General features: G+C 45.2%; 19 protein-coding genes. 18 read left to right on the top strand and 1 reads right to left on the bottom strand.

The annotated features are described in order from the left end of the window. Positions 1-153: 153 nt before the first annotated feature. From RMY63_RS06355 to RMY63_RS06275, 17 genes are all read left to right on the top strand, one after another. A complete protein-coding gene (locus RMY63_RS06355; RefSeq protein ID WP_322727893.1) occupies positions 154-1,905 on the top strand; it encodes an ABC transporter ATP-binding protein in 1,752 nt (583 codons plus the stop codon). Between the two features lie 493 nt (positions 1,906-2,398). Next, positions 2,399-3,454 carry a magnesium-protoporphyrin IX monomethyl ester (oxidative) cyclase gene (gene acsF, locus RMY63_RS06350; RefSeq protein ID WP_322727892.1) on the top strand — a complete coding sequence of 352 codons (1,056 nt, stop codon included), beginning with the start codon at positions 2,399-2,401 and terminating at the stop codon, positions 3,452-3,454. A gap of 528 nt (positions 3,455-3,982) precedes the next feature. Then, a complete protein-coding gene (locus tag RMY63_RS06345; RefSeq protein ID WP_322727891.1) occupies positions 3,983-4,933 on the top strand; it encodes a hypothetical protein in 951 nt (316 codons plus the stop codon). A 67-nt stretch (positions 4,934-5,000) separates the two neighbouring features. Next, positions 5,001-6,179 (top strand): hypothetical protein, encoded by a 1,179-nt coding sequence (locus RMY63_RS06340; protein ID WP_322727890.1) that lies wholly within the window; start codon positions 5,001-5,003, stop codon positions 6,177-6,179. A gap of 48 nt (positions 6,180-6,227) precedes the next feature. Next, the gene (locus tag RMY63_RS06335) at positions 6,228-6,659 is read left to right on the top strand and encodes a hypothetical protein (RefSeq protein WP_322727889.1); all 432 of its coding nucleotides are present in this window, start codon (positions 6,228-6,230) and stop codon (positions 6,657-6,659) included. A 42-nt stretch (positions 6,660-6,701) separates the two neighbouring features. Then, positions 6,702-6,980 carry a hypothetical protein gene (locus RMY63_RS06330; RefSeq protein WP_322727888.1) on the top strand — a complete coding sequence of 93 codons (279 nt, stop codon included), beginning with the start codon at positions 6,702-6,704 and terminating at the stop codon, positions 6,978-6,980. A gap of 3 nt (positions 6,981-6,983) precedes the next feature. Next, entirely contained in the window at positions 6,984-11,279 is a 4,296-nt protein-coding gene (locus tag RMY63_RS06325) for a hypothetical protein (protein WP_322727887.1), read from the top strand. Between the two features lie 35 nt (positions 11,280-11,314). Beyond that, positions 11,315-11,815: a hypothetical protein gene (locus tag RMY63_RS06320; protein WP_322727886.1), complete on the top strand. Its 501-nt coding sequence runs from the start codon at positions 11,315-11,317 to the stop codon at positions 11,813-11,815. Between the two features lies 1 nt (position 11,816). Then, a complete protein-coding gene (locus tag RMY63_RS06315; protein ID WP_322727885.1) occupies positions 11,817-12,500 on the top strand; it encodes a hypothetical protein in 684 nt (227 codons plus the stop codon). Positions 12,501-12,530: 30 nt separating this feature from the next. After that, the gene (locus RMY63_RS06310) at positions 12,531-14,651 is read left to right on the top strand and encodes a hypothetical protein (RefSeq protein WP_322727884.1); all 2,121 of its coding nucleotides are present in this window, start codon (positions 12,531-12,533) and stop codon (positions 14,649-14,651) included. 10 nt (positions 14,652-14,661) lie between these two features. After that, entirely contained in the window at positions 14,662-15,021 is a 360-nt protein-coding gene (locus tag RMY63_RS06305; RefSeq protein WP_322727883.1) for a hypothetical protein, read from the top strand. Between the two features lie 14 nt (positions 15,022-15,035). Continuing rightward, entirely contained in the window at positions 15,036-15,533 is a 498-nt protein-coding gene (locus tag RMY63_RS06300; protein ID WP_322727882.1) for a hypothetical protein, read from the top strand. Further along, positions 15,526-17,004 carry a hypothetical protein gene (locus RMY63_RS06295; protein ID WP_322727881.1) on the top strand — a complete coding sequence of 493 codons (1,479 nt, stop codon included), beginning with the start codon at positions 15,526-15,528 and terminating at the stop codon, positions 17,002-17,004. Before RMY63_RS06300 ends, RMY63_RS06295 begins: the two co-directional genes overlap by 8 nt. 12 nt (positions 17,005-17,016) lie before the next feature. Next, positions 17,017-19,470, top strand: coding sequence for a hypothetical protein (locus RMY63_RS06290; protein ID WP_322727880.1), 2,454 nt, complete (start codon positions 17,017-17,019; stop codon positions 19,468-19,470). A 54-nt stretch (positions 19,471-19,524) separates the two neighbouring features. After that, positions 19,525-20,130 (top strand): hypothetical protein, encoded by a 606-nt coding sequence (locus tag RMY63_RS06285; RefSeq protein ID WP_322727879.1) that lies wholly within the window; start codon positions 19,525-19,527, stop codon positions 20,128-20,130. A gap of 60 nt (positions 20,131-20,190) precedes the next feature. After that, positions 20,191-21,516 carry a hypothetical protein gene (locus RMY63_RS06280; RefSeq protein WP_322727878.1) on the top strand — a complete coding sequence of 442 codons (1,326 nt, stop codon included), beginning with the start codon at positions 20,191-20,193 and terminating at the stop codon, positions 21,514-21,516. Between the two features lie 12 nt (positions 21,517-21,528). Next, a complete protein-coding gene (locus RMY63_RS06275; RefSeq protein ID WP_322727877.1) occupies positions 21,529-21,861 on the top strand; it encodes a hypothetical protein in 333 nt (110 codons plus the stop codon). A 33-nt stretch (positions 21,862-21,894) separates the two neighbouring features. Here RMY63_RS06275 and RMY63_RS06270 read toward each other — a convergent pair whose 3' ends face one another. Further along, positions 21,895-22,119: a hypothetical protein gene (locus RMY63_RS06270; RefSeq protein WP_322727876.1), complete on the bottom strand. Its 225-nt coding sequence runs from the start codon at positions 22,117-22,119 to the stop codon at positions 21,895-21,897. A 568-nt stretch (positions 22,120-22,687) separates the two neighbouring features. Here RMY63_RS06270 and RMY63_RS06265 point away from each other — a divergent pair. Further along, the gene (locus RMY63_RS06265; RefSeq protein WP_322727875.1) at positions 22,688-23,635 is read left to right on the top strand and encodes a zinc-binding dehydrogenase; all 948 of its coding nucleotides are present in this window, start codon (positions 22,688-22,690) and stop codon (positions 23,633-23,635) included. Positions 23,636-23,667 lie beyond the last annotated feature (32 nt).

The following is a 23,667-nucleotide window of genomic DNA, read 5'->3' as shown; positions in this document are numbered from 1 at the left end:
GTTGCTGTAGTAGACTACTAGTACCAAACGGCAATAACTATCCAGTTAAAAGAGGTAACAAAAGCTGAATTTATCACAAGCGATATTCCCTCTGCATAGCTGCCTTCTTGGACTAGCAGTTAATCTAGATGATAAAGTTGCACAATTGCTTTAATGGCAAAATCTCGACGAATCGCTAAACTCAGTGCTTACCTACGACCCCATTGGCGGGAAGCCTCCTTGGGCATTCTCGCTTTGTTGTCTGTCAATGCATTGGGTGTTTATATTCCTTGGTTGATTCGTGCTGGTGTTGACAAGCTCTCGACAAGCTTCAGCTGGAACCAAATACTACATTACGTAGTAATCATTGTCTTGCTCAGTTCGGCGATGTGGCTAATGCGGATGGCATCACGCATTTGGCTATTTGGGGTGGGGCGTCAGGTGGAATTTGACCTGAAACAACGGATTTTTGAACACTTACTGAAGCTGGAGCCTGCTTATTTTACCAGTAATACTGCTGGCGATTTGATTAGTCGGGCTACTAGTGATGTGGACAATATCAAGCGCTTATTAGGTTTTGCCGTCTTGAGTTTGGCAAATACGGTGTTTGCCTACGCCCTGACACTGCCAGTAATGCTGGCAATTAGTGTGGATCTCACCCTAGCCGCTCTAGCAGTTTACCCTTTTATGCTCTTGTTGGTGAGTTTATTTAGCGATCGCTTACGCAAACAACAAGCAGCAGTCCAAGAGCAACTCTCTGACATTAGCGAACTCATCCAGGAGGATATTAGTGGCATTGCCTTAATTAAAATCTATGCTCAAGAAGCAAACGAGCGTCGAGCTTTTGCCAAGAAAAATCAGCAGCTATTGACTGCTAACCTGGAATTGGCAAAACTCCGCAATACACTGTTTCCGCTAATTGGTGGGCTAGCTAATATCAGTTCACTGGTAATCATCTGGCTAGGCTCGGCACGGATGTCTGCTGGGACGCTTCAGGTTGGCGATTTTTTAGCACTGTTAATTTATGTAGAGCGTCTGGTTTTTCCCACTGCCATTTTAGGATTCACAATTATTGCCTACCAACGCGGTGAAGTTAGTATCGATAGGCTTGAATCTATTCTCTCTGTCACACCAAAAATTAAAGATGCAGCCGATGCCATACATCTGCCAGTGGCTGAACTTAAAGGCGAACTAACAGCAAAAAATCTCACCTACAATTATCCTGGTTCCACTACTCCAGCTTTAGCAAATGTTAACTTTACCATTGCTCCTGGAGAAACTATCGCGATTGTTGGGGCAATTGGTTCGGGGAAATCTACTTTGGCCAATGCTTTACCGCGCTTGTTGGATATTGAATCAGGACAATTGTTTTTAGATGGGCTGGATATTACTAAAATCGCCTTGACAGATTTACGAGGTGCGATCGCCTACGTTCCTCAAGATAGCTTTTTATTTAGCACTACAATCAAAAATAATATTCGTTACGGCGATCCAGTTAGCGAACAACAGCAAGTAAAATCTGTCGCTAAACTTGCCCAAATTGAATCAGAAATTCACAATTTTCCGCAGCAATATGAAACTATTGTTGGCGAACGCGGTATTAATCTTTCTGGCGGTCAACGGCAACGTACTGCTTTGGCTCGCGCAATGTTGGTCAATGCTCCAGTGTTAATTTTGGATGACGCTCTCTCTAGTGTGGATAATCAAACAGCCACGCAAATCCTCAAAAATCTCTCCAGTGGTACTGAACGTAAAACAGTAATTTTTATTACGCATCAATTATCAGCGGCGGCGGCGGCTGACCGAATTTTTGTAATGGAAAAGGGAAAAATTGTGCAGTTCGGAAATCACTTAGAACTTTTAAAACAACAGGGTTTATACAGAACTTTGTGGAGCCAGCATCAAGTTGAGGAATTACTACGGTGAAGGAGGCAGGGGGCAGGGGAGCAGGGGGAGCAGGGGGAGCAGGGGGAGCAGGGGCAGAAGGCAGAAGGAAAGAATTATGATTGAGTTAGGGACTAGGGATTGAGAAGATTTGAATTGGGATTCAGACCCCAACCAATTCTTAAAAAATTTCTTCCCCAGTAGCCAGTAACCAGTCCAGAGCGCCCATTACTCACCTTCAAGCTTGGCTGAAATTGGGGCATTGCATATTTGCGGGATGATTTAGCAACTTCCAAAATTCCTGCCCTGCTTCCCCTGCCTCCCCTGCTTCCCCTGCCTGCCCTGCTCCCCTTGCTTGCCCCAATTCATCCCACTGTTCTGCAACGCCGAAGCTGGGGAATCCTGGGCGCGACCTGTTGAAGAAAAATTCAGAAATTGCGACTTTACTGAAGGATTGTAAAGAGACCTAGCAAAATAATTGCATTTGTCATAACTTGATAGTTATGTAACTATTGATTTGATCGCCTCATTACTCATGGTTAACACCCTACCGAAGCCAGAAATTAAAACCCCCAGCAAAGAAACTGTACTCACCCCCCGGTTTTACACTACAGATTTTGAAACCGCAGCCAAGCTGGATTTGTCTGCTCAGGAAACGGAGTTGCAGGCGATGTTGACAGAAATGCGGACAGACTACAACCGCCACCATTTTGTTCGGGATGAAGCGTTTGAGCAGTCTTGGGAACACATTAGCGGTGAAGCAAGGCAGGCATTTATAGAGTATTTGGAACGCTCTTGCATTTCTGAGTTTTCCGGCTTCTTGCTATTCAAGGAATTATCCCGCAAGCTAAAAAATCGTAGTCCAGTGCTGGCGGAAATATTTCAAATGATGGCGCGTGATGAAGCCCGCCACGCCGGATTTCTCAACAAAGCAATGGCCGATTTTAAACTCTCCCTTGATTTAGGCACTGTTACTAAAACCCGCACTTATACATTTTTTCCGATTGAATGGGTGCTTTACACCGTTTACCTCTCAGAAAAAATCGGCTACTGGCGTTACATTATTATTTTCAGGCATCTAGAAAAGCACCCAGAAAACCAATTTTACCCCATATTCCGCTACTTTGAGAGTTGGTGTCAGGACGAAAACCGCCACGGGGACATATTTAAAGCATTATTGCGTTCTCAACCGCAACTTTGGAACACCTGGAAATCTAGGCTGTGGAGTCGCTTTTTCTTGCTATCAGTATTTGCTACTCACACCCTGACAGTTCATGAACGTTCCGGCTTCTACAAATCATTAGGACTTGATGCCACAGAATTTGATATCCAAGTTGTCCGCAACACCAATGAAACCGCAGGACGGGCTTTTCCTGTAATATTGAATACCGAACATCCCAAGTTTTTCCCACGTCTGCAACGCTGTGCTGGTTATAACTTGAAAATTGCAGAGATTGAAGGCAGTTCTAGTCCGAAATTGGTGAAGCTAATTCGCAAACTACCTTTGATTGCAGCAATTGTTTGGAATCTGTTGTTAATTTACCTCATCAAACCAATTGACACTGAAGCTCTGCGGGGAACGGTTCGTTAGCTATTTATTAGATATCTGCTGGTGAAATTAATTATGTGTTCTGAATAACGCATAATTAATTTCAGTAGACCTAAAAGTTCTGCGATTGCGGTTTAATATCAAAGTTTGTTCAGTCTATTATTAACTCAGCCGTGCTGGGTCGTTTTTCATGGTTTAGTCTAAACTTTAGTTAATAAATACAAACTAATATAAATTTAATTATAGCAATAGTAAAATTTTTCTTTTGGTTTATCACTCTGCCAAAGGGTCTTGTGGTATCTCTTACTATCATAGTTACTATGAATTTATTGGTTATAAAACTTACAAAGAGAAAAAGAGGCAGAAGGAATAGAAAGTTTTTTCATGCGTCCTGGTGTACGCAGTTTGTGATGGCTACTTGTGTTCAACTATTAGTGTTTGTAAATTTATGTCTAACTCTCTAAATATTCTGTGTTTTTAGTCGATTAAGTATTAGTTAGTTTCCTAACAATATTTAGAGACAGGTTTCGTATGTGAAATTGCCATTTATATTCTTAAAGGTTGCAGGTAATGAACTACGAAGATGCTATACTTATTCGTCTTGCTGATCAAGCATCTCGCTCGGTATTGTTTGATAATCTGGCGCTTGAGCAGTTAGTTGTTGCGACATACAATACGGATCTTTTGACTGTTGAAGGTCCCTATCAACCCCTCTTTAAAGAGTTTCGATTAGGTGTTGTACTGTCTAATCTGGGTGTTGTAGAAGGGGTTTGGAACCCAGTCGGTGGGGTAGACAGAGTAGAAGCTCGATTCCATACATCTGGGTTAGGCTCAAGTTCACCGACTAGAGTAGATGCACTATGGCGCGGGGATATTGTAGCTCGTACAGTGCCAACAACTTCACGAATAACTCAGGTAGAAGCAAAATGGACAGACGCAGGTACTTTAGATGCGGAAATTGTAGCTGCTTTAGGGAGTTTACCTACTAATCTACAAACTTTAGAACAAGAACGGCGTACACGTTTCTTAGCACGTATTCGCTCTGCGTTAAATCAGTCAGTGAGTTTTACAGATGAACTGTTAGATAAGTGGCTGTTCAGTGTGGGAGCTACATCGGTTAGTGATTTAATTACTCGATCGCAGGGAACAATTCAAAGTAGTGCAGTACAGGTAAGCTTCTCTCTTCCCGATCCGGCTCCACCATCTCCAAAGGCGCTGCCTATTACTGCTGCTCTCTTAATTCGGGATGCTGGTTTCTCTGTGGCTCAACTGTTGATGGAGAGCAAAATGCTGCGCGAGCAACTAGAAAAACAAGGATTAGAGCGATCGCCCGATCCATCCTTACCACTACGTCATCCCTTGCTCATCATCTGGGTTGTACCAGCGACGATCTTTGATGATGCAGGTTGGCCTGGTGGCAGTCCTGGTATGACACCAGCAGCACTGCGAGATGCTCGCCGAGTCATAGCAGGACAGTGGCTTGCTCGTGAGGGAATTGGACTTGTCGCCACACCGCCCTAAACATTCAGATTTCAACATCAGATTCGAGAACCGTCAAGACTAAATCACATTCCATGAGGAAATTACAATGCCAGCAACTATTCCAGCCGCATTTCCATTTATTGAAGTCAAGATTGATACTTCGGCCTTAACACCAGTAGCGCAGCGATCGCCCGGTGTGATTGCGATCGTTGGGAAATCAGCAGCAGGTAGCGCTGCTGTCAACAAGCCCTTTGCCATTGATACGCTCGATCAGGCTGCGGAACTGTTTGCTACTAAGAATCCTGACGGCACTGTTACAGAATCAACACTTTATAGCTCGCTGAAAATTGCGATGCTCCAAGATCCTAAGCCTTCTAAAATCTACGGAGTAAAGGTTGATACTGACAATTACGCTGCTGCTTTAGCTTCGTTAGAGGCAGCAGATGATGTCACGTTTGTTTCCCTTGCCAATGAAGTCAGGGTTAACATTCCAGGAGCCGGAGGAGGAGCAGCCACAGATGCATTGAAGGCTTTGAAGGATCATGTGGAAACGATGTCTGCTCAGGGACAGAAGCGGATTGGTGTGGCAATGGTCGATCCGGCTACGGCGAAGTCAAATACGTATGTTGATGATATCAAGAATGCCGTGGCTTCACTCAAGAGTAGCTCTAGCCGGATGGTGATGATTGCAGCACGCAAAGCTACTGTAGATGCAGCAACGGCTGCGATGTCCGCGATCGCCGGCTATGACCCACAAATCTCGATGGTGTTGAAAAAAGTTCGCGGCTTTTCCATGTCGGTGGAAAGTCAATATAGCCCATCTGAGATTAAGGGGCTTTCAGAAGCAGGTATTATTCCGATTATTGACCCAGCATTAATTGTGGGTGAGAGTTTGCATCTTGCTGAAGGGCGGTGTTTTACAACGGATGCCGATCTGACTTATATCGACATTGTGCGCGTTCTCGATGATATTGATTTCCGGTTAAAAGCAGGGTTAATTGGAGCAGTAGGCGATGCCCGGATTACAAAAGCCGGAATGACACTGCTGAAGACGCGCGTAGAAGGTATTCTTGGTCCCCTAGTTCGCAACAATGTCATCGTCAATTTTGCCATTGACATTCCAGTACTGAATATTCTTAGCGTACCTGAGACAGCCTGGAATGCAACGGATCGTGCGATCGTGCAAACAGCCAGAACAAATCGCGTAGTCGATATGTCGGTTTCTGTCACCTATGGCCCAGCCGTGCATCGGCTCTTAGTTAAGCTGGCACCCACGTTTGTTTAAGTTATTGCTCATCCTACAACAAAAATTACTTCACTAGGAGTCCTAATTATGGAATGGAAAACTCGCCTTGCTGTTTCTTATACAGCAGATGGTAAAACCGTACTGATTTCACCCATCGATTCATTCAGCCCATCCTTTTCCCTGAACGCAGAGGTACTACATTCAATTGAGAAAACCCATATTGGGGTAATTTATACACCTCAAGCCATGTCATTTTCTATGACAGTGAAAGCGATCGGGGATGTGGCGGCTCAGTTAACGGTTTTAGCATTAGAAGGTAAAGAATTTGACATCCTGCTGCAAGAAACCGATGACGGCAATGATTGGTCATTCAAAACTATCGTCATGCAGTCCTGCATTATTACCAGTGCGGCTCCCAGTAATGCCACGATTTCCGGCGCTCCAGCAGCCACCTTCTCTGGCTTTAGCTTGGCGGCTTCAGCAGAACCGAAGAACGGCGCGAAGGCTGAAGTTCCGTAGTTGGCAATGAATTTGGATACAAATTATTCATAGGAGTTTAGTATGGCTGAGGGCGGCGACGATTTTGCAGATCAAAGTGTAGGCGGGCGGGCAGCGCGGGTACTTCGCACAGGGATTGCCCTGGTACATGAAGGGGAACTAGTTTTGCCTGCGGCGGGTAGTGAAGCCCAAGCAGAGCAGGTGATTGAGGACTCGCAAACGGTTATTCACTACCACTTTCCTGTAGAGATTGAAGTTCGCGCTGCCCCGGATGCGATCGATCCAGAGGAAATTGCCCAAGAAACACTGCGACGTTTGATTCAGGGAATGAGGAGCGTGTGAATTATGCCTGTACGAGTTGAGATTCCCATTCGGATTCGTGTCGATCCGCTAGCACTATTGGAGCGGCAGGATGATCTTGAGGAGGCGCTGGCGGCGGCGGTGGGTCGAGCGTTGAAAAACTCGCGGGACGTGGTGCTGGCTCAAAGAGGTGGTTTTATGGGGGTGAGAGTACATTCACCAGAATTCAACTGGAGTGGAAATGGCTTAGTTAATGTGCCAATCAGCACACAGACCGAAACAGAAGCTTGGATTGCAGTTCTATTAGCCCAATTGACTCAAGCAGCGGAAATTTATGAGTTTACGCGTGTCGCGGAATCTGTAGAGGTAACTTTGCCAGAGCGAATTGAGGAGGCGATCGATCAAACTCGCTATGAATCAGAACCCTCTTCTGCCTTAATGGCAGAACCATCAGATGTAGATCAGGCAATTGGCATCTACGCCATACCTTCCTATCAGGATGAAGGAAAGAAATCGGTCAAACTATTCTTAGAAGGAAGCTCACCATCCTCAGCAAAGCTGACAAAAGGGCAAGAAGAATTTATTCAATCTACAGTTGCACGTCTGAAAAAGGGAGACGACAGTCTATTCTTAACTCTGCTGATTAATACTCGTTCTGATACTTCTCAAGGAACTGGTGAGTCACTCAATCTAAGAGCTTTAAAGAAATTTGCTCAAAGTCAACCAACCCAATTCCGCAAGCTGTGGCTTAAAACAGTAACAGACTCAGCCAAAAGAATCACTGAGATAGAACGAACAGAGAATGAAATTAAATACAAACATCCAAAAAACGAAGATCCACTCGACATTATTACGGATGCAGTACGAGTTGCTCAACAAATACCTGAAGGTAAATCGCTGCTGAGTGAAAGAGAATCAAAAGCAAAAGGTGTGCAGCGATTAATTGCGCTGGTCAATGTTCTAATTGCAGCTCGAAAGCAATTGCAAACTTACCTTGAAAAAAGTTCAGAGAAAACTGATGCAGAGATTCTACAAACCTTATCTGTATTTGTTGAGAAAGAGTTTCCTCGATTAGAAGGAATAATAGCGGTAATTGCAGAGAAGAAAGATGCACAAAAGTTGTTTTATGAATTAGAAAAAGATTTAATTGAGAATATTCGCTGGATTAACTATATCCAAGAAAAAGTCAAAGAAATTGATGTGAATATTGGGTTATATCGATTGCTTTATGCAGACGTTGCAGACAAATTGGATGAAGTTGAAATTCTTAGCCAAGCTCGGAGATTATATTTACAGCAGAGTGCTGAAAACTTTTTGCCAACTGTAAAGCTAATTGCTAGTTTGCAACAGAAAGCAAATGACTTTTATCAAGATTGGCATGGGAAGGTTATTGATCAAAAACGTGAAAAGCTAGAAGAAAGCATCAAGAAGCTAAATGAAATTATACAAAATACATCAACTTCAGATTACTACGGATACTTTCGTTCAGTTGATCAGCCCTACAATAAAAGACTTGCTGAACTCAAAGAAGCATTGTCACAGCTAGAGAAGGAAATTGCGGATATTGCTAAGGGCGATCGGGATGCAAAAACACTGATAGCTATCGGTGCAATTGAACAAAAAATGTTTTTAATAGCCCTTCGTGCCCAATTGCTTCAATTTTGGTACATGAGCCTGCAAATCTTAACACCCGTTAGTCATAACAATATCGGCATAGATGCTGAACGTAAAGGCTGGTGGATGCCAATACCCAGAAAAATAACTACTGTTAGTGCTCCTCCAGCAGTATGGCAACCGGGCTGGTACGAACGAGTTGATAAACTTCGCTCTGAAATTGAGCAACAGTATAACAAGCCTAACTTCCAAGTTCTAAACAGCAAGTTTGAAGAGTGGAACTTGATCATCAAAACTATTCAAGGAGAAATTAATCAAGCCGCAAAGCGAGAATTTTGGATTGCTCTTGGCATTACTATATTTGCAACTATTGTGACGTTCGGTGTTGCTGCTGAGGTGACTGCTGCAGGAGGTGGTTTTGTTTTAGTGACTTTAGCCGAAGCATTCACATTTACGGTCACAACTCATGTTACTCAGTCACTGATTCTAGATAAACCGTTCGATCCATCCAGTTTTGTAAATCAGCTTTCTGAAAGTGCCGTGATGTTTGGTGCTTTTCGAGTGCTGAACCTGGCATTGTTTGCAGGGGCAAGAGCATTTTTCCCAGGTAGAACATTAACCCAAATGGCAATTATTTTCGGTACACCAGCAGTTTTATCAACTGGTGTGCCATTGCTGATCACTCACCTAGAGCAGAATGATAAAGACAGGAAGTGGACAGAGGAAATGAGCACCTTTTTAATTGTTAACTTGGTGCTGAATGCAGCTATGGTGCTGTTCACTGGAAAGCAAATGCGTGATTCGCTCCTCAAGCTGAATCTAGCAGAGCAACGAGCAGTTATTACCCAATTGCAAGCACTTGCACCTGAAGCAGAAGGTTTAGGTCCAGAACTGCGAAAGTTTATTACATCGGGTGATTTGACTCAGGAGGAGTTTGCAGCATATCAAGCACGGGTTAAAAAAGTGTTACCTGAGTTCGAGAAGCTGGTGAATCGGCTGGCCAGCAATCTGTTTAGTGATGCAGATTTGGCTGCATTAGGGCTAACTCGTAGTCATTTGAAAGATTTGGCTGAGATGGCAGCGAAGACTTCTAAATTGATCGGTAACGCCAAATATACACCACTACCAAAAGTCAAAGGTGCGCTTCCACCTCCAAGTAAAGTGATTGATTTGGTTGCTACTAGCGAAGGAACCTATGAATATAACCCTTCAGCCCCAGGACAGCAGCCGAGTAAATTGACAACCAAATTCAAAGGAGCAGGTTATGACGTGACAGACATGGGCGGTGGGGTACTACGTCTGACTGCTCCTAAAGGGGAGGGATCTAGCTATCTTCTTTTACCTGCCGCTAAACCAGGTGAACCAACATTTGGTCGAACTCTATTAGAGCGGGCAACAGGATGGCGGCCATCGGCTGAGATGGCAGAAATCAAGACTGCTCTGGAGCAGATTAATCCTATTTTGATCAAAACTCTTGAAGGTGAGTTTCTAGATGAAACAGCTTTAGCTGCGCTAGAACTACTCATTAATCAAAGAGCAAAAATACAGAACAAGTGGGGAGTAGATGCAGTTCGGGGACTGGCAGAAATGCTGCGTCTGGAACGGGGAATTACTCGCGTCTCAGTGCAACGCTTATTTGAAAGGCTACCCTCAGAGAAACTGAGTGGGCTATTTGAGAAGTACTTTAACCTTGCCAGCAATCCGAACACAAAGTCTATTGTTAATCTCTTAGTTGAATCTGGGCTGCCAACGTCAACTTCAGAATTTTTAATCGATGCTTGTGATGCTATTCGGCAGCAAACACATGGGAAGTTTAAATTTCCAGACAATATGAGCCGTCGAGCAGTTCGGGGATTAATTAAATTTGTTCAGGATAACCCAGGAGATTATGTCCAAAAACTGGTGGATATTCCTCCAGAACAACGACTATCGCGTTTAGAAGCATTACTGATACCAAGAGCGGGGCAATCTCTGGGAGCATTAGAAGCGATGTTGCAGTTTCATAATCAAAACGTTCGCCCTAGTCTCAATTTGCTCCACGGCACGCCAAGTAACGTTTTGCAAGCAATTGAACGACTCGTACAGCCAAAGGGAGGGCGGTTCTCAGAATCGTCAGTGCGTGATGAGTTCTTGAAAATGCTGGAGCGGTATCGACAGCGAATAGCCGATCTTCAAGCTGGGAAGAATGTGGAGCGAAATGCGTTAGGCGATCGCAACGAAATTCTCGCCATTCTAGCAGAACTTGAGCAAGGGAGTGAAGTGTTCTCAGTAGGTGCAAAATCAAAGGTTCAAATCGATCCTGCTCTATTTGAATTACCAAACGGCGGTAAATTAATCAATGCAACCAAGGCGAGTCCGATACAGCTCGATGTTGGTGCCCGAAAAGTTGATGGACGAATTGTAGTTGGTGAGACAACAACAGGTGAACTCTCTTTACCAGAGGCTTTCAAGAGCCTCGATCCCAAGAGTGGCGAACCATCAGGTAGCTCAATTGACCATAGCAAACTCAATCTTGAAGATGCCAGCACTCGCAAGTTTGTGCAAATGATCAAGATTCGGGCTGCTGCCAAGTTTGCCAAAGAACTAGTAACTGCGTTTCAGGGACTCAGTGGACAAAGTACTGCGGTGGAATTACCAGAAATGGTGATTCAAGTATCAAAAGCTAGTGAACCAGCTAAACGAGCTGCTGAAGCTCTTGGGTTCAAGATAATTGAGACTGGTAAATAAACTTTGAATGACCCCTGAAGCATAAAAAAATAATTATGTCAATCACCAAAAGCTTTCAAAAATATCTTGCAGTGCCCTCCGCTATCATCTCCGATGGCATTCTCACCATTCCGCTTTGGGCAGTTACCTCCATGTCCCTGAGTGAAACCTACCACTTGCCCCCCATCGGTTCTTCTACTATGAAAGCCATTGTTGCTACCCACGACGACACTATCTCCCTCAGTGGTGTGCTGGTTGGCACAGAGCGATTTGCCTGGAAGTTGGCACTGGAAACCCTGGCAGAGTCTAGCAAACGCGGGACGGCTTTGGGAGCGCTGACTGGTGGCAAAGTCTCTGGATTAATTTTGGTCACTTCTATGACAATTCGTACTGATATGCAAATTCAAAGTCTTTCCTTTAGTGCCTCGGCAAGTAAACGTGATGTGCTGGATGTTTCGATCTCAATGGCACATATGCCACTTCCCGGTGGACTGAGTAAATTACTTGATGTTGCCAGTGTCGGTGTTGCAGCCCTAGCTGATTTTGGAGGTAATTAATATGCCCACATTACCCATCCCAGTGCAACGATACCTAGTAAGCGATCGCCAGCCCACCATACCAGAAGGCTTCACTCAAGTTGACAGCAAAATTTTGGCGGGAATTCCCCACATCATTCAGCTCGATCAAATCACTCGGCTGATTGTCGTTGTTCCCACTGGTCTAGCAACCACCTGGCGCGATATCGATCCCACCACCGTAGTTAGTCAAAGTGACGATCAACTCGCTCCCTGCCAACAGTTGCCAAGGGCAATCCGACACCTGCAAATGGCTGGCTTAACAGAAGACAAGATCGCTCAGGCATTGAATCTCAGCATTCCAGACCTGCAAGCGATCGCACTTCAGCCAGGTGAATCAATTGCAGAGGTCAAGCGTGCGCCAGCAAGAATCATCGTACAACGCAGCGGCTTGCCTATGATTGCCATTCCCCTGGTAGCGGGACTACAACGGATTACTCCAGATAGTGGTGCATTTCTAGAACTGATCCTCCTGTCGTGGGATATCCGAGCAGGCAGTTTGCGAGGGATTGGTGACTTTGGTTCTCGCATTTCCCTCGCCTGGAAACAGGCAGACCAGGCAGCTAGCGAATATTCTCCACCCGCCATCAATCCATTTCTCATGCTGCGGTTAGAACCTCAATTCCGCCTGGAGTCAAATTCAGGAAAGTCAGCTGCTTTACTCTAACCACCTCAAACTCAAACAAGGTATTAAGCAATGGTCAGTCTCACTCTCACATCCGACAAAGTAGCTATTGGCAACGATGCTGCCTGGATTCTCACCTTTCATACTGAAGATCAGAATAATTGCCTACCCCGAAGTATTGAGGAGATACATCTTGACGGCGATCCAGTACTGGAGATTGGGCGGGATGATTACTATGCCGAAATTCGGGCATCGCTTCCTGGAGGCTTGGAAGGGGGAAGTTACTCCTTTGTGATTGAGGGCTTAATCGATCAGCATTACGAGAAAATTGCTCAAGGTAAAAAGAAATCTCCCACAATCGTCAAACTTTATCTTTACTGGCGCGATACCAACTCCAGTGTAGCGGGTTACTTAACCAACCTGGCTGGGCTAACCGATGTCCTGGATCAAAGTCAAGCCAAAAATCTGCCCGAAGCTTTGGTGGCAGTCCTCAAAATCGTTTCTGTCACCCGAAAAGTAGGCACACGCCGCTATGAAACAACAATTACTGCCAGAGAACGCATCTTTGAAATATTGAATACAAAGCGATTATGTAATCCAGGTATTGCCAAGGACACTACACCGGAGGCAATCAAAGAACTGCTCGAAACCAGGGCGGGATTGAAGTCTCAAGATTACAAGCTTTATCCCACCAAGCAAGATAGAAAACGTGAGTTCAAAAGCGGGAGTACGATTCGGGAATTACTGGATAACCTGGGCAGAAGTCTGGAAGCCGAAACTCAAAAATATGGCAGAGGCATGTTCCTGATTCGGGCAGATAAAGAACATGTTAATAGTTTTCTGCATATTGGAGAGCGTCCCATTCCACTGGGAAAACCCCAAGATTTAAGGCTAGGCAATGGCTTGATTGAAGTAGAATCTCTGGCTACGGTGGCAATTGATCCTAACTTTGATACCTGCGCTCATCCTAACCAGAAACCTCCCCAGCGCCGTCAGTTCAAGCTGACCTTGAAAGGTCGCCCAGATATCAAACCGGGGGACACGGTGAGATTCGATCTCCCGCCTGAAGAGGTAGAGAAGACAACATCCGGTCTACTGGGAGCGCTTGGTGATTTAGCTGCGGCTGTAACAGGCCCTTTGTTACCATCATTAGGAGACTCGGACTTTAAGCACCCAGCAACGCTGTATATTGCCTCGGTTGAACATGCTTTAGGGCGTACCAGCGGTTTTGTAACCACTGTAACGGGGGTGGAAGTTAAGGATGATGCTTGGGATAAATACACTGATTCCAGCCAGAATGCACCTAGTCAAACTCAAGAAACTCACGCTAGCCCTGAAGTTGAAGCGGCTCGAGCAGTTAAACAATTGAGCCAGGGGGCTGTCGCTGCCAAAAGTTTTGCCGAAATTGGCGAAATCCGCCAGATGAATCCAGAGAATAAAGGTGCAAACCAGCCCCCCAGCCAAACCTTGACTGTCTGGCAGGGTTTAGAACCGGGCAAGGGCGAACCGAATCAAGCATGTTCTTTGCCAATCCAGCGCCCTAGCCCTGCCCCAACTAGCCACGTGCCCTATACGACGTTGTTTGCCTGGGGGAAATGTGGCTTGGTCTTACCTCGTTATCCTGGCACTCGCGTTCTAGTTACCCATCGGGATGGCAAAAGTGACGATCCGATCGAGATTGGTGCGCTATGGGAATCTGGACATGGACCCGATTCCCAACCGGGTGATTGGTGGTTATCTTTGCCAGTGGGAGTTCTTGAGGCAAAACGATTGGCGATCGCCCAAACTGAAAAGCCCCAAGAACATACTGGCAAAGTCACTCAAGATTTAATCGATGCCGAGGGCGATCGCATTATCGAAGTCGGGGAACTAACTATTCGTGTGGGAAAAGACAGCCTCAAGGATGCAGGTAAGCGCCCTGAACGTCCAGACGACAAAGACAGCGTCACTATCGAACACACTAAAGGAGGCTCAAAAATTGTGATGAAACCAGACGGTAGCGTAGAGATTACTGCCAAAAAAATTAGATTTGACACCAGCCAAAGTACAGATGGAATTGAGCTAGATGCTGGAAACGGTTCAATTAATTTGAAGGCGAAGACTATTTCTGTGGATACAGGAAGTAGTGGCACTGTTGAGATGACAGCAAATACCGTGGATGTGAATGTTCAAACTTCTATGAATGTAAATTGAGGTCATTTTTATGGCAAGCGTTTTAACAACAAGTAGTAACGTTATTTGTGGGCATAGCGGCAATGTAGCAGTAACCAGTACTCAAAAGTTAAAAGTGGGCAATAATCCCGTTTTAGTTAAAACCAGCATTGAAGGCAAATCGGTACCAAACTGTGCTACTGTTCCTGCTGCTGATGCTACTGGATCAACAGCTATAAAATGTACAACCGTCTCTTCTGTTAGTAGTGGAGAAGCAACCAAGCTTAAAGTAAATAAACAACCCGTGATGCTGGATACCCTGTCTGGCGAAACGAATGGCATGGTGGCTAAAATAACACCACAAAAGTTGCTGGCGGCAACTGCTGGTCAAAGCAAATTAACTGCTATTTAGGAGGGGCGATCGCTATGGATTTAGAACGAGAAAAGCAACTCCTGCGTCGTCGCTTATTAGGCTGGGGTCTAGCTTGTGAAAAAATTCAAAAAGATTTAGATATTGGTCGAGATTTAAGAATAGAAATGGGTGCAAATGGTCTTGATTTTGCTCAAGTTGATACTACCCACTTCAACAAGGATCAAGAAGATAATCTGGGACAATCTTTGAGTATTGCTTTGACCACTGCATTAGGTAGCGATATTTTTAATACTCAGTTTGGATTTGATGGCATTAATGCTTTAGCAGAAGAAACTAATCCAATTATGATCCGCGAACGCATCCGAATTGCTATTATTCAACTACTACAGAAAGATCCTAGAGTGCGCCGCATTGTGGATATCAAACTGGAAGACGGTCGGTTAGATATTCCCATCCCTGGCAGCCGTGAGTTAAATGTGCGAGTTGTATTTGAAGTGATCTCTGGCGAACAGGCATCGATAAATCTGGGGAAGGTGATAGCCAATGTCTGACAATACTCAAACTTCTATTAATACCGCAGATGTGTTGGCGATCGCTGCAACGGTGGCTCGCTCCTCTGGTTCAGACCAGTTTGGCATTACCCAAGATGGATTCATCCCGAAACCTTTTGCTCGTTTATTGGCAGAAAAACTGGCGCTGGCCCGGGAATTGTTTGGCAACGACCTCGATCTGAGTTCCGGTTCTGCCATTCGCAAGTTGTTGGAGGTCTCCGCCCTAGAGGACACCCGCACCTGGGCTGCCCTGACAACAATGTACGACAACAACTTTGTCTCGACTGCAACGGGTGAAGCACTGAGTCGTTTAGGAGAGGAGTTAGGAATTTCCCGACCTTTTCTTGAGGCCAAAGGGAAAGTGAAACTGAATGCAAATTTCTCTATACTGGCCAATCTGAATACGGAATTAAAAAAGGAAAAACTACCTGAGATTACTAAGTTAAATATTCCCCGTGGCACAAGGTTATTAACCGATGGTGGACACCATGTTGCTACAGATGAAAGTGTCGTGTTTTCCTCTGCAAATCTTCAGCGTGAGGTTTCAGTAATCGCTTTCTATCCAGGACCAGAACACAATTTAGATCCAGGTATCGCCAGTCAAAAAATTAATCATTGGCATCGACTTGATTCCACATGGGAAGATTTGTTGAAAAACTGGCATAAATATTTTCCCAATGAAACTTTAAATCTAGATGAAGTTATCAAGATTACTCACGAATCACGTCTTACAGGTGGCGAACTTCAATGGGCTGATAACCGCTACCGTCAACTTTTGTTACAGGCTCCGCGATCGCTCTGGACTGTTGAGGCGATTCAAACGGCCGTTTCCTTAGTGCCTGGTGTGCGCCAGGTGCAGGTACGAGATGGATTAGGTGGCTTAGATTTGTCTCAATCTATCTTTGGCAATTTCAATTTCATGGATCGTCTGTTTAGTACCGAACGCGATCTGGGTAATCCCTACTATTTCACAGTCTTAGTTGCACCCACGCCTGCTGCCATTTGGAGTGGACCCGATGGGTTAGAAGTGGCGATCGCTTCTGTAATTGAAGATTTACGCCCCATCAGCATTTTCCCCAAAATCATCCCAGCGACGGAAGTCGGGGTGGGTGTGAAGGTGCAACTGGTGGTTCGGGGCTTACCTTTGCCCACAGGTTCTAGGGATTTTATGAATAACTCGACGGCGGCGATCGCTCTCAAACAACGTCTGATGGCACGTCTACAACAGTATATTAATACGCTTTCCTTTGGCGAACCTGTCCGGGTCTCGGAAGTCATCTGGGCGTTAATGAGTGAACCGGGAATTGTCGATGCTGTCGATCTCAAACTGCTGCGATACCCACCTGGGTTTGAGGCTGTGCAAACAACAGGCGATCAACCGCAGGAATTCGCTCAAGGCAAAAACGTCTATTTACAGTCCGGTGAAATTCCAGTATTTATCGATGATCCATCACAGCTAGTGATTCTCTAGGAGCCACTTTTCATGTCTGTCACACTCGATCCAGATTTATGGCGGTCAGCGTCCCATCGCCACCAGATTCAACACCTGACAGCACCATTTGCCGCAGGTGCTACCAACACTCGCGTTGCTATTAGTAATGCTGGTGTAATCGATGTGACACAGTTTCCTGGTGAGTTGCTGCGGGAACCATTGCTGTTGATTACTCTGACAAAAGCAATTAATACCCACAGATTAAAGGTAGAAGCAGTATTAAATTCCACCAATCCACCGACACCTTTACAACCTTTAGAATTTGCTGCCTATTCGGAGGTGGGAGCTGCGTTACCATTGTATCGTCCACCTGTAAATTCCAATACTCAAATTGCGAGTGGATTTACGATAACGCTGACTGTTACTGAATTTGTTAGCGAACAGGATACAACGGGTACAACCATTTCACCAGAGATCATTAATCAGCGACTAGAAGCACATTTACTACAAGGATTGATGGGACGGATGCTCTACTTGCTAACTGCCGAGAAACAACGCATCCGGCGGCAAGCACGGGAGATTGTGGCCATGCGATCGCTCATCTTAGCACGAGATAATGCCCTTGATCGCCTGGGGGCAGATTTGGGGGTTCCTCGGTTTGTAGACTTTCTGAGATTTCGTCAACCGGAACCGGGGCAGGCACCTGCTATTTTTAACCGCTTTAAATTCGGTGAATTACGATTTGGATCTGGATTCAGTGGTGAGATTATCACTGAACCTCGCCCTGAACCTGATGAGGAATATCGCCGTCGCCTGGCTATTTATCAGCCATTTTTAGTTCCCCATCGCCGACAGGTTGTAAAGTTACTGAATGGTTATGGAACAGATACAGATCCCAATCGTGGTTTGTTGAGTCAGCTGGGTTTTCAACGACGATTTGACATCATTGAAGAGGGTAATGACTTTGGTGTGGCAATTCATCTGATTGCTGTAGGCGACATTGAATTACGAACTAAGTTTTTAGATTACATTCGGAATGTTTATTTAATTCTCCCCAATCGGAATGTTGCCACGGATCAGCTACATCAAAATCGTCCACTGCCTCAAGCTAGAAAACAAAAAATTGAGCAACTCAGAACCAGTTTAAATCAAGCTTTCACGTTTGAGACTAACGCAGCGATCGCTCCCATGTTAGCCACTACTCTCGATCTCGTGGGCAGGTGTCGTCAGGCGTTGGGAATCACAACACCCTGGCAGGTTGTTCGCACTCAAGATTCTCGCGTTCAAGCAAATGGTGGCAGCAGTCGCTATGAATTGGGCTTGGGGGTGGAAGTGACGTTACCCACAGCAGCTGAACTCAATCAGATGGCAGCCCAACGCACTAACCCAAATCGTCCTCGTGCCGATGCTGAAATTGAAGGACTGATTCAAACAATGACACCGCGATCGCCCAATGACGATCCAGAAGGACGTTGGCTCCTCGAACCTTGTGGCATCAAGACGGCTCATCGCACACCTGGCGATCGCCTTTATCTCTCCCATTTACCAACGTTTGGCATGGAAATTACTGGAAGTGCCAATGTAGCTACAGGCAATTCCACAGCTTTCACCGCCCGTTACAATGCTCCCGGCGATCCTGGAAGTAACTTTGTCTTAGCCACAGGCTTGGCTGCTGCCTTAACTGCCTGGACAACCGCAGGCAATGCCCCGTGGACTGTGCTATCTGATACAGATGCTCGTACTGTCCGGGGTCGTGCTCAAGTCCCAGGATTTGCAGTTAGGCAAATTTTAGAGGCATCTGGACTACCTACTAGCGACACGCCTGAAAAGCTGACAGCAGTTATTCAACAATTGAATTTAGCCCCAGAAGATGGTGGTATTCCCGAAGACTTGTTTGAGACAATTCGTTTACCGACTGCCTTGGCTACCAGCATTCTCGCGGGTCAGGACAGTGCAAAAGCCTCTCTGAGAACTCTGGTGCGGCTACTGCGTCAAAATGGCTTAAGTTCTGCTCTACCGCTGATGACTGGTAGCAATGAGATGGTACTTGTGGTGGGAGTAACCAATCTTCCAGGAGTGGGTGTGAATTTATCAGAACGGCGTTCCTCAGGATTCCGTTGGTATGTTATACCAATTTACCCAAGTGTGAGCAAGCACGTGATTGGTACTACAGGTAGCCGTACCCAACTCACTGCAAATAGTCCAGGTTTGCTGGCTGTGATTGCGGTTGGTTATGCTCGCCGGGGTTTAGTCGATCCTTATCAGTTTCGTGTCCAACTGCCCGAAGATGCTGTTTTAAGCTTACAGCAATATGAGTTTTTGATGAATCTGCTCCAACATCTTCATCCTCTGGGAATTGAAGTCGATACTTTTGCAATTCGCCAAAACAATGTTGACCTTGATGGTGATGGCAACGCCGAACCATTGCAGACCAATGTTTCTCAAACCTATCGCCAATTTAGGCGATCGCGCTATCGCGGAGAAGACTTGACTAATTTGAGCTAAACCCATCAATAATTTGTAACTCCTACCGCTTACCCTCAACCAAGGAAAATGACTATGCCAGACAACTATATCCCCCAATTTCAACATCAAGACTGGAAAGACAACGTGGATTTGGTCTCGGCAGAAGATCCTGTCAAAGGCTTCAATAAACGGTTTAAAGATTTGCGACAAGAATTAGATGCGATCGCTCGGATTATTGGTCAAATTAATGGTAGTCTAGCACCTCTATCCACCACACTTACCTTTGCACCAAGCCTGTTTCCTAGTTCTCCTGCATCACCTTGGTTACAAACAAGTGGAGTTGCCACTAAAGACCCTACTAAATCAGATGCAAATGGTTGGTTATCTCTCCAGTTGCCGAATGGTTTAGTAATTCAGAGTGTTGTTGTAGTAGGTACCAAGAGTGGCAACTTTAACTTCCGCATAACACTACAACAACAGCCCCTAAGCAGTACTGTAAGTTCTGTAGTTCTTTTCTCAGGTCAACTAGCAGATGATCCTGACGGGGCGTTTAATAAATCCTTACAGTTACAACCAGGAGTCAATGCAACCATTAATAACGCAGCCAACAAGTATTTGATTACAGCCACAATCCCAAGTGCAGCAGTACCTGCAACTGCTTCCATCTCTGCTATTCAAGTTTTTCTAGCTCGTTCTTAAAACATTCGCTGAGTAGTTTTTGCAAAGCTCTTATTTAGCAACAATACTTAGGAGATTATTATGCCAAATTGCAATGCTTCAGATGCATCTCTATCTGCCGATTTGAGCATCAGAATTAATGATAGTTTAGTTCCAAATGATCCAGTCTGGTGGCTCAGTCCTGACATAAAACTGTTTCGATTGGGGGCTGGTGGCTCGGAAATTAGCGATGGTAATGCAATTCTTGATGGAGACAACTATGTTGATGTTCGAGTATCTAGAATAGATAAACCATTGCTAGCAGATACTTTTGACATCTTAGTTGAACTCTGGGTGTGTAATCCTAGTTTATCGATGAGTCCTCTTGTCGAGACTGATACCCGTCGATTATTCACAGGTACTATCAGAGCGACTTCTCTTCCAGTCAGCAGCAGTATATGGCTATCGTCAATACTACCTCCTCAAGGGCAAGTCACTGCGGCTCCTTATCCCACTGCGCCTGGAATACCACTTGGAAATGTCGGGATATCTAGAGATGCAAGCGGCAGGATCAAGTGGATACCCAATCCTCAGGACTCAGTTCAGCAGAAAGGTCATAAGTGTTTGATTGCCAGGGTTTATCAAGATGCACTCTCAGATCCAAAGCCTGATAATGACTGTTTCCATGCTCAAGCGGATGACCATGTTGCACAGCGCAATCTTGAAATCGTGGAGGTAGCTCCTAAGATAAAGTCTTTTAGTTTCCCAATTCAAACTACTGGGCTAAGTCTCGATGCTGCTGAAGGTGCGACTATTCGAGCCATTGCCGATCGCGTTCCTAGCGCCGCAGTCCTCAACACTATATTACCAAGCCTCAAACAATTTAAAGGGTTCAGACAAATTGCTCAAATCGCGCCGGAGCGATTTGCTTTGCAAGTACCAGAGAAATTCTCTCCAGTCATTCGAGACAACTCACGTCTAGAAAAAATCACCCCCATCAATCCTGGAAACATTCCATTTCGAGATAACTGGAGGTACGTGTTCAGAGATGAGGATAATAGATTCGGACGTTTCAGAGATGTGGTGTTTAATCCTAACGTAGTTCTCCAAGAAGCCGTTGCCGATCGCAAGTTCAATGCTCCTCTTAATGTTCGTAATTTGCAAGTCACACCGAATTTACAAGTTGCTCCTAAGTTGAACATCACTCCAAAGTTGGCAAAGCTGGTTGAGCAAGCTGCACCCACCTTTGAAGCTGATATCAAACTTCCACCCAAGGAGGTTGCCAACTTCACCTTTACTGCCAATCTACCCGAAAATTCCCAACCAGGAGATGCTCACATCTTCCATGTCATGCACATCAATGACCAAAAACAAGTCATTGGTGGACTGACGATAGTTGCAGTTGTCGTTGAATCTCTGAATATCTAGGCAGTCAATGCATTGACAAGTCAACGCAATCAATTAGTCAGAAATGGCTACCTGGCAATTTTTGGTAATAACCCACCGCATGAAAACGATCAACGCCAGGTTGCAGCTTGTTTGCGAGACTTAAACTACTACATTGCACCTATCATTGAAAGCTGTCGCCAAGGTAGTGTAGAGCCTCTAGATCAAATTATTCCAGGTATAAAGGAGATGAATAACTCATTGGGTTATCCCAATAGCTGGTTTGTCACTTTCTATGAATCTATCAAACAGAATCACGGTCTCACAGGTGAATCTGCTAATGTAGTGAATTCCTATCTTGATTATGCCATCAATTCATTTTCTTAGAGAAATTTAATTCTATAGCTGTTGGTCATGTGTTTAAGACCAACAGCTATTTTTGTAACCAGATCCGAATTCACGCCAATAAATTAAACAAACCAATGCTTGGTCTTCCAGACACAGCTTTTTAGAACAACCCCGTGTTTGTCTGTCACTTACAGCCTCTGCTAGTAGCTTGACCATTTCATCAAATGTGCGTCGTTGTACTCCGAATAAACGCTTGAATTCTCGATTCGATAGTCGCTTTGTTTGTTGGTATTGCATCAGCCGAGTCAGTTTCAGTCAAAATTTTCTATCATACCAGAAAATAATTTTGCAAGAGACTCCATGAGCGGCGCTCACAAGGAACAATGAAAATACCTCTTTCCCAATCCCCAGTCCCCATTACCCCTTATCCCCTTCAGGGGCCCCACCATCCCCTTATCCCCTTCAGGGGCCCCACCATCCCCTTATCCCCTTCAGGGGCCCCACCTTCCCCAGTCCCTATTTTCAAGGCAGGTCTTTTGTATTTTGCGTCAATGCGTAAGTCATAAAATTATAAAAAGAACGGCGAACGATACGAAAGCCACTCGGCTTGACTACAGTGCAAGAAGTCTCAATAGCGAATTTATTCACAAGGTGCTTGATTCTTCTGGCTGTCTGTGATAGCTTTCTTTTTACAAACCATAAAATACTGTAAGCTTATCAAGATGCCGTTGTTTATAAATTTTGTTAACCTAGTTGCAAGGATTTGAAGTTAAGAATAAATAGCTAATCTATCGAGATTACTTATTGCAGGTATAACATTGCAAACCAACGAACTAGAAATTAATCTCTAAGCCAGGGCAACCTTATGAGCAAAATACGTGCTGTGATTGTTGATCCCAATGTGTCGGGGCGTTTGGTACTGAGTGAAGTGACTGCACCAAAGCCTGCCCCAGATGAAGCTCTAGTGCGGGTAGCGGCAATTTCTCTCAATCGGGGAGAGATAAAACGTTCAACCACTGCTGAGGCTGGTTGGCAGCCCGGTTGGGACTTAGCAGGTGTAGTAGAAATCCCCGCCGCCGATGGTTCGGGGCCTCCCCAAGGGGCGCGTGTAGTTGGCTTGCGTCGTGCCGGTGCTTGGGCAGAACTCGTGTCTGTTCCTACTAACGCCTTAGCAGTAGTGCCGTCATCGGTATCTTTTGCTCAAGCCGCCACACTGCCTGTAGCGGGTTTAACTGCATACCATGCAGTCTTAAAAGGTGGTTCACTTTTGGGTCGGACAGTTCTGGTTACAGGTGCATCAGGAGGCGTAGGTTACTTCGCTATCCAATTGGCGCAACTGTCAGGGGCGCATGTTGTGGCATACATTCGTCAAGCTGGCTATGAAACTCTAGTTAGAGAAGCAGGAGCGCAGTCGGTGGTGATTGGCGAAGACCTTTCACCCGCCAGCGAGTATGGGCCCTACGATCTAATTGTAGAGTCAGTAGGTGGCAAGACTTTGGGGATAGCCCTTGGCTTACTGGCACAGGATGGAAAAACTGTGCTGTATGGAGTATCTGGGGGAGCTGAAGTGACATTCAATGCGGCTCAGTTTTTTGGAACTGGTAGCGTCAGCCTGTATGGTTTACGTCTGTTCGATGAATTGAGATTTGAATCAGCAGCAGTCGGTTTAAAACGGCTTTTGAGTCTAGTAGAAGCAGGTGAGTTACATCCTCACATTGATTTAGAAGCTTCTTGGACACAAATAGCTGACGTGGCCCAACAACTACTCGATAGGCGTTTTCCTGGCAAAGCTGTGTTGCACATTTCAAATTGAGCAATAGCAGATGGTATAGCAGGAGGCAGAAG

This window comes from Nostoc sp. ChiQUE01b, assembly GCF_034531255.1.
GTDB lineage: Bacteria > Cyanobacteriota > Cyanobacteriia > Cyanobacteriales > Nostocaceae > Nostoc.
The sequence above is the reverse complement of the archived record's forward strand: the minus strand, read 5'-3'. Positions and strand labels throughout refer to the sequence as shown.